Genomic DNA, 11,862 nt, shown 5'->3' on the forward strand with positions numbered 1-11,862 from the left:
GATAATAACCGGGAGGGGGGCGGAACGGGCGGCCCGCATATTTGCCATTGAAGTCTGCCGCTGCCGCAGGCTCGCGGGCCCGCGTGGCCCGCGTCTCCGGTTTGGGCCGCCGCCGCCGCGGTTTGCTCGCCGGCATTTCCCCACCTCAAGCCCCTTCGACGTGGCCCCGAACTTTCCCCCGAACGAAGTCCTCCTGCTCGCCAGCGGCGACCTGCGCCTGGCCGCTAACCAAGACTGCTGGGCCGCCCAGCAAGCCATGGAAGAACAGCTGACCGCGGCCCTGGCCCGGCAGGGCTACGCGGTGCGCCGCGCCCACGCCTACGACCCCGAGAAGCGCCACGGCTTCCTCGACTCGCAGAAGATGGGCATGGAAGTGTTTCGCGGCCTCGACCCGCACCAGCCCCTCATCGTGGCCGAAAGCGTGTGGCAGTACTCGCACCACGTGCTGGCCGGCCTGACCACCCACCGCGGCCCCATCCTGACGGTGGCCAACTGGAGCGGGCAGTGGCCCGGGCTGGTGGGCATGCTCAACCTCAACGGCTGCCTCACCAAAGCCGGCGTGAAGTACAGCACGCTCTGGAGCGAGGATTTTACAGATGAATACTTCGAGCAGGGCCTGCGCCAGTGGCTCGCCACGGGCAGCACCGAGCACGACCGCAGCCACGTGCGCAGCCTGCGCGCCGTGCAGCTGCCCGCCGCCGAGGAGCAGCAGGGCCGCGCCTACGGCCGCAAGCTGCGCCAGGACAAAGCCATCATGGGCGTGTTCGACGAGGGTTGCATGGGCATGTACAACGCCATCGTGCCCGACGAGCTGCTGCACGCCACCGGCCTCTTTAAGGAGCGCCTGAGCCAGTCGACGCTCTACGCGGCCATGCGCACCGTCACCGACCAGGAAGCCCGCGCGGTGCTCGACTGGCTGCTGGCCAAGGGCATGACCTTTAACTGGGGCACCGACGAAGCCATCGAGCTGACCGAGGCCCAGACCCTGGAGCAGTGCAAGATGTACGTGGCCGCCGTGCGCCTGGCCGACGAGTTCGGCTGCGCCACCATCGGCATTCAGTACCAGCAGGGCCTCAAGGACCTGGTGCCCGCCAGCGACCTGGTGGAGGGGCTGCTTAACAACCAAGACCGCCCGCCGGTGTACGCGACGGACGGCCGCGAGCTGTATGCCGGCCAGGCGCTGCCGCACTTTAATGAAGTGGACGAGTGCGCCGGCCTCGACGCGCTGCTCACCTACGGGCTGTGGCAGGAGCTGGGCCTCTCGGGCGAAACCACCCTCCACGACTTGCGCTGGGGCCAGAACTTCAACACCGGTGCGGGCGAGGAGTTCGTGTGGGTGTTTCTGATTTCGGGGGCGGCCCCGCCGGCCCACTTCGAGGGCGGCTACCGGGGCGCCAGCTCCGAGCGGCAGCCGCCCATGTACTTCCGCCTCGGCGGGGGCAGCCTGAAGGGCGTGAGCCGGCCGGGCGCTATCGTCTGGAGCCGGGTGTACGTGCAGGACAATCAGCTGCACTGCGACCTGGGCGTGGGCCAGGCCGTGCAGCTGCCCGAAGCCGAAACCCAGCGCCGCTGGCAGGAAACCACCCCGCAGTGGCCCATCATGCACGCCACCCTGAAGGGCGTGACGCAGGCCCAGATGATGGGCCGCCACAAGGCCAACCACATCCAAGTAGTGTACTGCGACTCGGAAGCCCAGGCGCACGCCGCCTGCCGCATCAAAGCTGCTGCGCTGGCCGAAATGGGCCTGCAGGTGCACTTCTGCGGCGCCGTGGAAGGCCTCGCGCCCCGCGCCGTGCCCCAGGATATCGAGCTGGCCGAACTGACCAGCTAACCGGGCTGCCGCCCGCCGCTCCGCCACCACACCGTTCCCTCCCTCACCTATTCGCACTCCCCAGCCAATGAAACCATTTCCCTCGCTGGCAGCCGCTTCGCTGCTGCTCGTGTCGGTGGCCGCCCAGGCCCAGACACGCTCCGTTACCGGCCAGGTCGTCGGGGCCGACAAGGCCGAGGCGCTGCCGGGCGTGACCGTGCTCGTGAAGGGCACCACCAACGGCGCCACCACCGATGCCGACGGCAACTTCACGGTGCAGGTGCCCGACAAGCAGGACGTGACCTTGGTCATTTCCTACCTGGGCTACGCCAAGCAGGAAGTGACCGTGCGCCCCGACCAGCCGCGCGTTAAAATCAAGCTCGCCCCCGAAACGGCCTCGCTCAACGACGTGGTCGTCATCGGCTACGGCACGGTGAAAAAGCGCGACCTGACCGGCGCCGTGACGTCGGTGAAAGGGGAGGAGGTGACCAAGCTGCCGGTGACGACCATCACCGAGGCCCTGCAGGGCAAAATTCCGGGCGCCGACATCACCCGCGCCAACGGCTACGCGGGCCAGGGCGCCAGCATCCGCATCCGCGGCAACCGCTCGATTTCCAACCCGGGCTCCTCCAACAACGTGCTCTACATCGTCGACGGGGTGCAGAACGTCAACGCGGCCGACATCGACCCGAACGACGTGCAGAGCATCGAGGTGCTCAAGGACGCCTCCTCGACGGCCATCTACGGCTCGCGCGGGGCCAACGGGGTCATCATCATCACCACCAAGCGCGGGAGCACCGGCAAGCCCAAAATCACCTTCAACGCCTACTCGGGCGTGACCAAGGTGGCCGGCTACGGCGAGTTTATGAGCGGCCCGCAGTGGGTGGATTTCCGCCGCGAGGCCTTCCGCGCCGCCGGCACCTGGAACTCGCCCGCCGACGACGCGGTGGCCTTCAGCCCGGCCCAGCTGGACGCCATTCAGAACCAGCAGTACATCAACTGGCCCGACCAGCTGCTGCACCATGGCATGCAGCAAAACTACCAGGTGGGCCTCTCGGGCGGCTCGGAAAATACCAAGGTGTACTTCTCGCTGGGCTACTACGACGAGAAGGGCCTGATGAAACTGGACCGCTTCAAGCGCTACACCACCCGCGCCAACATCGACCAGACGGTGAACAAGTGGCTGAAAGTGGGCGTGCAGACGCAGCTGGCTTACATCAACAACGACATCCGCCGCGACCCGTTCAACCTCGCCTCGCAGGCCGTGCCCTTGGGCCGCGCCTACGACGACGAGGGCAAGCTCATCTTCCGCCTGCTGGGCAGCACCCAAATCAACCCGCTGGCCGACGAGCAGCCCGGCGTGTACGACCGCAACACCAAGACCAACCGCCTCACTGCCGCCGCCTACGTGGAGCTGACGCCGCTCGACGGGCTGAGCCTGCGCTCCACCTTCGCGGCCAACTACGCCACCTCGGAGGCCGGCAACTTCTTCGGGGTGAATACCATCGACGGGGCCGGCAACCGCTCCCAGGCCTCCATCACCAACAACCAGAACCGCAACCTGAGCTGGGAAAACGTGCTGACCTACAAAAAGGAAATCGGCGACCATTCCCTCACGCTCACCGGCGTGGCCAGCAACCTCTCGTTCGTCAACACCAGCAGCTTCGCGGGCGGCCAGAACCAGGTACTGCCCTCGCAGTCGTTCTACAACCTGGGGGCGGCCAACCAGAACCCGTTTTTCGGTTCGGGTTATGTGCGCAACGATCTGATTTCCTTTGCCGGGCGCGTGAACTACGCCTGGAAGGGCCGCTACCTGCTCACCGCCACCACCCGCGGCGACGCCTCTTCCAAGCTGGGACGGGACCATAAGTGGGACTATTTTCCCTCGGTGGGCCTGGGCTGGCGCATCGTCGACGAGTCGTTTATGCAGCGCTTCAAGTTCCTGACCGAGCTGAAGCTGCGCGGCAGCTACGGCGTGTCGGGCAACGACGCCATTAACGCCTATGGTACGCAGAACTCGCTGACCAACACGCCGTTTTCCTGGAACGAAACCACGGCCGCACCCACCTATACCGTGTCCGGTCTCATCGGCAACCAGGACTTGGGTTGGGAAAAAACCTACACCACCGACTTCGGGGTGGACTTCGGCGTACTCGATAACCGCATCACCGGCACCGTCGACTACTACGACGCGAAGACCAAGGACCTGATTTTTCCCCTGAACTTGGCCGCCTTCACGGGCGTGACGACGGTAAACCGCAACATCGGCCAGACCCGCAACCGCGGCTGGGAAGTGTCGGTGACCTCGCAAAACCTGCGCAACGAGAGCCTGTCGTGGTCGACCACGCTGACCTACGCCCGCAACCGCGAAACCATCGTGGAGCTGCCCAACGGCGACGTCATTGCCGACGACTACCGCAACTCGCTCATCGTGGGGCAGCCCTCGCAGGTGTACTACGACTACAAGAAAATCGGCATCTGGCAGCTTGGCGAGGAAGCCGAAGCCAACTCCTACGGCACGCCCGGGCAGTTTATTCCCGGCGACATCAAGGTGGCCGACCTCTCGGGCCCCGACGGCGTGCCCGACGGCAAAATCACCGCCGCCGACCGCACCATCATCGGCTCGCGGGTGCCCAAGTGGACGGGCGGCCTGAGCAACGACGTGCGCTACAAGGGCTTCGATTTGAACGTGCTGCTAGTGGCCCGCGTGGGCCAGTGGATCAGCTCCGACTACTACGCCAAGTACTCGCGCAGCGGCAGCTCCAACGGCGCCATCGTGGACTACTGGACGCCGGAAAACCCCACCAACGACTACCCGCGCCCGCACGCCACCCGCACGCTGAGCTACATCACCACCCTGACCGAGCGCGAGGCTTCCTGGGCCAAGGTGCGCAACGTGACCTTGGGCTACACCATTCCGAAAAGCGTGGTGGGCCGGGCCAAAATCGACAACGTGCGCGTGTACGTATCGGGCCGCAACCTCTATACCGTCAGCAACATCAAGGACTTCGACCCCGAGGGCGAGGGCGTGATTGACCGGCCGCTGAACCGCGCCTACGTGGTGGGCCTGAACGTGGGCTTCTAACCTCTGACCAGACCGTTATGCATAAGATCATCCGCCCCCTGACGTTTGCGCTGCTCGCTCTGGCCGCCACTGCCTGCAAGGACCAGCTCGACGAATACAACCCCAGCGGCGCCACCGCCGAAGCCGTGTTTACCACCCCCGAGGGCTTCGAAACGGCCATCAACGGCGCCTACACCTACAACCGCGTCATTTACGGCAAGGAATCGGGCTACGCCCTACTGGAAATGGGCACCGACATCTGGACGGCCGCCGCCTCCAACGACGGCACGGCCGCCAGCAATACCCGCCCGCAGCCCCCGCTGATGAACTACCAGGGCCTGCAGACCGACAACGTGTGGGTGAAAAACAACCTCTGGACGCCCTGCTACCAGGGCATCAACCAGGTCAATCAGGCGCTGAAGTACATCGACCAGGCCGGGCTGTCGGCCACGCGCCGGCCCTCGGCCGAAGCCGAGCTGCGCTTCATGCGCGCTTGGTACTACTACCACTTGGTGGAAAGCTACGGGCCGGTGCCGCTGCGCCTGGAGCCCACCGAGGGCGTGGTCAACACCGCCACCCGCGCCTCGGTGGCCGAGGTGTACGCCCAGATTTTCGCCGACCTGGAGTTTGCCGTGCGCAACCTGCCGGTGACGCTGGCCCAGTTTGCGGCCCCCGTGACGGCCAACGACTACGGCCGCATCACCCGGCCCGCGGCCGAGGCCTTTGCCGCCAAGGCGTATCTGTCGAACGGGCAGTACCAAAAGGCTGCTACCTACGCCCGCAAAGTGACGACGGCCTACACCGGGCAGGGCATTCGGCTCGTGACGAGCTACGCCAGCCTCTGGGACTTCAACAACCAGCGCAACTCCGAGGTGCTCTGGGCGGTGAACTACTCCACCAACCTGACCTTCAACGCGGGCAGCCACACCGGCCACCAGTGGTTTTTGATGAAGTACGACGACCAGCCGGGCATGGTACGTGACGTGGCCAACGGCCTGCCGGGCGTGCGCTACATGCCCACGCGCTTTTTGCTCGACCTCTACAACGAGCAGAACGACGCGCGCTACCTCGGCTCATTTAAGCAGGCCTGGATTGCCAACTCTGCAACCAACATTCCGCGCTGGTCGGCGGCCGAAGTAGCCCAGAACGCGGCCCTGGCGCCCTTCCTGAACCAGCCCAAGTTCGCCGTCGGCGACACGGCCGTGCTCACCAGCAAGCGTAGCATCGACGACTTCCAGCAGCGCTACACCCGCCGCTACCGCTACAAGGTCTACGACATCGACGACCTGTACAACGCCGACGGCTCCTTGAAAGGGGAGCGGCGCTACTACCCCTCGCTGCGCAAGTTTGACGACCCGACCCGCGCCACCGCCACCGTGACGGAAAGCGCCCGCGACGCGTTCATGCTCCGCCTGGGCGACATCGTGCTCATCGGGGCCGAAGCCCAGGTGCGCCTCGGCCGCGCCGACTCGGCGGCTTACTACGTGAACCAGGTGCGCACCCGCGCCGCCCTGCCCGGCCGCACCGCCGCCATGCAAGTGACGGCCAGCCAGATGACGCTGGACTTCATCCTCGACGAGCGGGCCCGCGAGTTGGCCGGCGAGCAAGTGCGCTGGTTGGACCTGAAACGCACCGGCAAGCTGGTGGAGCGCGTGCGCGCCTTCAACCCGGACGCCCGCGCCAGCATCCAGGATTTCCACGTGGTGCGCCCCATTCCGCAGAGCGACATCGACGCCGTTGGGGGCCGCGGCGACTTCCGCCAGAACCCGGGCTACTAGAACAAGAAAAAAGAACGTCATGTCGAGCGAAGTCGAGACATCTCGCCGGATAGTAACTCCAATCGTTGAGGTTACCATCCAACATCAGCCCGCGAGATGTCTCGACAAGCTCGACATGACGACCTAACGGAAACACGGTCTTTCAACCACCTCGTACTCCGCTCGCTAATTCCCGCCTTCCACGCCTCTTCTGTCCCATGAACAACCGCCTGCTCTTCCTTGCCCTGGCCGCCGCGGCCACCGGCGCCGCCCGCCCGGCCTGGGCGCAGTACCCCACCATTCCGGCCGACGTGAAGGCGCAGGCGGAGGCCTACCTGGCCGCGGCCGAAAAGCACGCCGACGAAGCCTGGCAAAAGGCCCTGCCCATCGTGGAAAAGGAGGCCAAGCAAGGCAAGCCTTACGTGCCGTGGGCGGCCAAGCCGGAGGATCTGCCCCAGGCCAAGCTGCTGGCGTTTCCGGGCGCCGAGGGCGGCGGCGCGCACAGCTTCGGCGGGCGCGGGGGCAAGGTGTACGTGGTGACCAGCCTGGAAGACAGCGGCCCAGGCACCTTGCGCGAGGCCTGCGAGCAGGGCGGGGCCCGCACCGTGGTGTTCAATGTGGCCGGCATCATCCGGCTCAAAACGCCTATTGATATCCGCGCGCCCTACATCACCATTGCCGGCCAGACCGCCCCGGGCGACGGGGTCTGCATTGCGGGCGAGTCGCTCTGGATTGATACCCACGACGTGGTGATTCGCTACCTGCGCTTCCGCCGCGGCGCCACCGACGTGGGCCGCCGCGACGACGCGCTGGGCGGCAACGGCGTGGGCAACATCATCATCGACCACGTGTCGGCCTCCTGGGGCCTGGACGAAAACATGTCGATGTACCGGCACGTGTACCACGACCCCAAGACCGGCAAGGCCGAGAAACTGCCGACGGTGAACGTGACCATTCAGAACTCGATTTTTGCCGAGGGGCTGGACACCTACAACCACGCCTTTGGCAGCACCATCGGGGGGCTGAACAGCACGTTTGTGCGCAACCTCTGGGCCAACAACATCAGCCGCAACCCCTCGGTGGGCATGTACGGCGACTTCAACTTCGCCAACAACGTGGTGTTCAACTGGTGGAACCGCTCGGCCGACGGCGGCGACAACCGCTCGGAGTACAACTTCGTGAACAACTACTACAAGCCCGGCCCCATCACCCCGCTCGACAAGCCCATCAGCTTCCGCATCCTCAAGGCCGAAGCCAGCCGCGACAAGGCCCTGGGCAACGTGTTTGGCAAGGCCTATGTGGCCGGCAACGTCATTGAGGGCAACGAGAAGGTAACCAAAGACAACTGGGCCGGCGGCGTGCAGCTCGAAGATGTGCCCGAGCCGGAGAAAGTGCTGGCCGGCATCCGCACCGACAAGCCCTTTGCCATGCCCGGCGTGGGCCCGCTGCTCTCGGCCCAGGACGCCTACCAGTATGTGCTGGCCAACGTGGGCGCCACCCTGCCCCGGCGCGACGCCGTCGACGCCCGCATCGTGGAGGACGTGCGCACCGGCAAAATCACCTACGCCAAGGACGCCAAGCCCACCGAAACCAGCCCCTACATCAAGCGCCGCCTGCCGGCCGATTCCTACAAGCAGGGCATCATCACCGACCCGCAGCAGGTGGGCGGCTACCCCGAGTACAAGGGCAAGCCCTACACCGATACCGACAAGGACGGCATGCCCGACGACTGGGAAAAGAAGCACGGCCTCAACCCCAAAGACGCCTCGGACGCGGCCAAGGACCGCGACAACGACGGCTACACCAACATCGAGGAGTACCTCAACAGCGTGGTGGACCAGCAGAAAGTGAAGCCCGCCGCCCCCGGCACCCGCAAGTCGTGAACCTGAAGCGCTGACGGAGAGTCGGCGCGGAACGCGGCAACGCGGATCCGTGTCGTTGGTTTGACCCGACGACGCAAGGCCGCCTCGGCGCGTGCCGCGCCGGCGCTGAGTGGCCCTCGGCGCTACCTTTCAAAAGCAGTAAAGTACCCCCGCTTTGACCCCACCCCCCACCACTTTGGTTTTCCGCTTTCACCCGCGCCTGCTTGGGCTGGCCCTGGGCCTGGCGTTGGGCGTCGCGCCCTGGCCGGTGGCCGTGTACGCCCAGAAACCCAAGGTAGAGCGGCCCCTGCCGCCCTTGTCGGAGGGCAAGGACCACCAGCTGGTGTACGCGGCCGACGCGCAGGGCAACCGCGTGCCGGACTTTTCCACCTGCGGCTACGCGGCCAGCGAAAAAGCCATTCCCACCGCGCCGGTGCGCGTGGTGGTGCCCGTGAAAGCCGGCGACGCCACCGCCCGCATTCAAGCCGCGCTGGACTACGTGGCCGCCCTGCCCGCCGATAAAACCACCGGCCTGCGCGGGGCCGTACTGCTCGAAAAAGGCACCTACGACGTAGCCGGCGGCCTGCTCATCCGGGCATCCGGCGTGGTGCTGCGCGGCAGCGGCATGAACGAAGGCGGCACCGTGCTGCTCGGCAGCGGCCTGGACCGGCAGACGCTCATCCGCGTGGCCGGCCGCGACGACCGGCAGCTCGACAAAACTGTGGCCGTCACGGACGCCTACGTGCCCGTGAATGCCACCCAGCTTAAGCTGGCCGGGCACGCGCTGAAAGTCGGCGACATGGTGCTGGTGCGCCGGCCCTCGACCCAGGAGTGGATCAAGGCCTTGGGCGCCGAAACCTTCGGCGGCGGCATTTCGGCCCTGGGCTGGAAGCCGGGCCAGCGCGACCTGTACTGGGACCGGCAGGTGGTAAGCGTGCAAGGCGACGTAGTCACGCTCGACGCCCCGCTGACCACCGCACTGGATGCGCAGTACGGCGGCGGCACGGTGCAGCCCTACCGCTGGGCCGGCCGCATCAGCCAGGTGGGCGTCGAAAACCTGCGCTGCCGCTCCGCCTTCGACGAAAAGAACCCCAAGGACGAGGCGCACCGCTGGATGGGCGTGACCCTGGAAAACGTGGCCGACGCCTGGGTGCGGCAGGTCACGTTTGAGCACTTCGCCGGTTCCGCCGTGGCTGCGTTCGAGTCGGCCAAGCGCGTGACGGTGGAGGACTGCCTGAGCCTCGCCCCGGTGTCGGAAGTGGGCGGGCAGCGGCGCAACGCGTTCTTCACCGCCGGGCAGCAGACCCTGTTTCAGCGCCTGTACTCCGAGCAGGGCTACCACGACTTCGCCACCGGCTTCTGCGCCGCCGGGCCCAACGCCTTCGTGCAGTGCCAGAGCCGGGAGTCGCTGGGCTTCAGCGGGGCCACCGACAGCTGGGCCTCGGGTCTGCTGTTCGACATCGTCAACATCGACGGCAACGCCCTGAGCCTGGCTAACCGCGGGCAGGACGGGCAGGGCGCGGGTTGGACGGCCGCCAACAGCGTGGTGTATCAGAGCACCGCCGCCCGCATCGATTTGCCCAAGCCGCCCACGGCCCAAAACTGGGGCTTCGGCAACTGGGCGCAGTTTCAGGGCGACGGGTACTGGGGCGAGTCCAACAACGCCATCAACCCGCGCAGCCTCTACTACGCCCAGCTGGAGGAGCGCCTGGGCAAGAAAATGGCCATGCAGCCGCAGCTGCTGGCCCTGCCCACCGAAGCCTCCAGCAGCCCCAGCGTCGCGGTGGCGCAGCAGCTCACCGCCGAGGCCAAGCAGCCCGCCCCGCAGCTTATCGACTGGATCCGGCAGGCCCCGCAGCGCCAGGCCATTTCGACTTCCGCAGCCGGTGCCAAGAACTTCGACCAGCTGAAACTCAAGCAGCCCGCCGCGGCGCCGGCCGCCGCGCCCCTGCGCGTGCAAAACGGCGTGCTGGTGCGCGGCAACACGGTGCTGACCGGCAGCCGCGGCTCGGTGCCGTGGTGGAACGGCTCTTCGCGGCCCTACGGCATAGCCCAGGCCAAGCCGGCCATTACCCGCTACGTGCCCGGTCGCACCGGCCGCGGCTACACCGACGACCTCGTGGCCCTCACCGATTCCATGCAGGCCCGCCACCAGGTTGGGATGGAGCAGAACTACGCCCTCTGGTACGAGCGCCGCCGCGACGACCATGAGCGCATCCGCCGCATGGACGGCGACGTGTGGCCGCCCTTCTACGAGCTGCCCTTCGCCCGCAGCGGGCAGGGCGCGGGCTACGACGGGCTGAGCAAATACGACCTGACGAAGTACAACCCTTGGTACTGGGGCCGTCTGCGCGAGTTTGCCCAGCTGGCCGACCAGAAAGGTCTGGTGCTGGTGCACCAGAACTACTTCCAGCACAACATCATCGAGGCCGGCGCGCACTACGCCGACTTCCCCTGGCGCCCGGCCAACAACGTGAACGACACGGGCTTCCCGGAGCCGCCCAACTACGCCGGCGACAAGCGCATCTTCATGGCCGAGCAATTCTACGACGTGACGCACCCCGTGCGCCGCGCCCTGCACCGCGCCTACATCCGCCAGTGCCTCAATAACTTCACCGAGCAGAGCGGCGTCATCCAGCTGATCGGGGAGGAGTTTACCGGCCCGCTGCCCTTCGTGCAGTTCTGGCTCGACACCATCAAGGAGTGGGAGCAGGAAACCGGCAAGCACGCGCTGGTGGGCCTGGCTACCACCAAGGACGTGCAGGATGCCATCCTCGCGGACCCCGCCCGCGCCGCCGTCGTCGACATCATTGATATCCGTTACTGGCACTACCAGGCCAACGGCGAGGCGTACGCGCCCCAGGGCGGGCAGAACCTGGCCCCGCGCCAGCACGCCCGCCTCTTGAAGCCCAAGGCCTCGTCCTTCGAGCAGGTGTACCGGGCCGTGCGCGAGTACCGCCAGCAGTTTCCCGCCAAAGCCGTGCTCTACTCCGGCGACGGGGCCGACAAGTTCGGCTGGGCCGTGCTGCTGGCCGGCGGCTCCCTGCCCGACGTGCCCGCGGTACCCAGCCAGGAATTCCTGGCCGCCGTGGCCAAGATGAAGCCCGACGCGCAGGCCGCCGCCGTGGCCAAGCAGTGGCAGCTGGTGAATCCCGGCCAGGGCTACATCCGCTACTGCGAGCCGACCGCCGCCACCCAGCTCGACCTGAGCAAGGAGCAGGGCACCTTCCAGGTGCAGTGGCTCGACGCCCGCAACGGGCAGCTGCTCGGTAAGGCTCAGAAAGTGAAGGGCGGGCAGGTGCTCGACCTTAAAAACCCGCAAGCCGCCCCCGCCATTCTGTGGGTGGACAAAGGCTGATTGATTCCTGA

5 protein-coding genes are annotated in these 11,862 nt (G+C 66.6%); all 5 read left to right on the forward strand.

What is annotated here, in order from left to right; translation table 11 throughout:
• Positions 1-160 precede the first annotated feature (160 nt).
• The 5 genes from LJ737_RS24295 to LJ737_RS24315 all read left to right on the forward strand — a co-directional run bounded on the left by LJ737_RS24295 (position 161) and on the right by LJ737_RS24315 (position 11,851).
• On the forward strand, positions 161-1,831 hold the full coding sequence (locus tag LJ737_RS24295) for a fucose isomerase (RefSeq protein WP_227769366.1): 1,671 nt from the start codon (positions 161-163) through the stop codon (positions 1,829-1,831).
• A gap of 67 nt (positions 1,832-1,898) precedes the next feature.
• Positions 1,899-4,895, forward strand: coding sequence for a SusC/RagA family TonB-linked outer membrane protein (locus tag LJ737_RS24300; protein WP_227769367.1), 2,997 nt, complete (start codon positions 1,899-1,901; stop codon positions 4,893-4,895).
• A 17-nt stretch (positions 4,896-4,912) separates the two neighbouring features.
• Positions 4,913-6,652: a RagB/SusD family nutrient uptake outer membrane protein gene (locus LJ737_RS24305; RefSeq protein WP_227769368.1), complete on the forward strand. Its 1,740-nt coding sequence runs from the start codon at positions 4,913-4,915 to the stop codon at positions 6,650-6,652.
• Between the two features lie 197 nt (positions 6,653-6,849).
• Complete coding sequence (locus LJ737_RS24310) at positions 6,850-8,514, forward strand: pectate lyase family protein (protein WP_227769369.1); 1,665 nt, start codon at positions 6,850-6,852, stop codon at positions 8,512-8,514.
• A 175-nt stretch (positions 8,515-8,689) separates the two neighbouring features.
• Complete coding sequence (locus LJ737_RS24315) at positions 8,690-11,851, forward strand: DUF6298 domain-containing protein (protein ID WP_227769370.1); 3,162 nt, start codon at positions 8,690-8,692, stop codon at positions 11,849-11,851.
• Positions 11,852-11,862 lie beyond the last annotated feature (11 nt).

This window comes from Hymenobacter sp. 15J16-1T3B (genome assembly GCF_020711235.1).
Classification (GTDB): Bacteria; Bacteroidota; Bacteroidia; order Cytophagales; family Hymenobacteraceae; genus Solirubrum.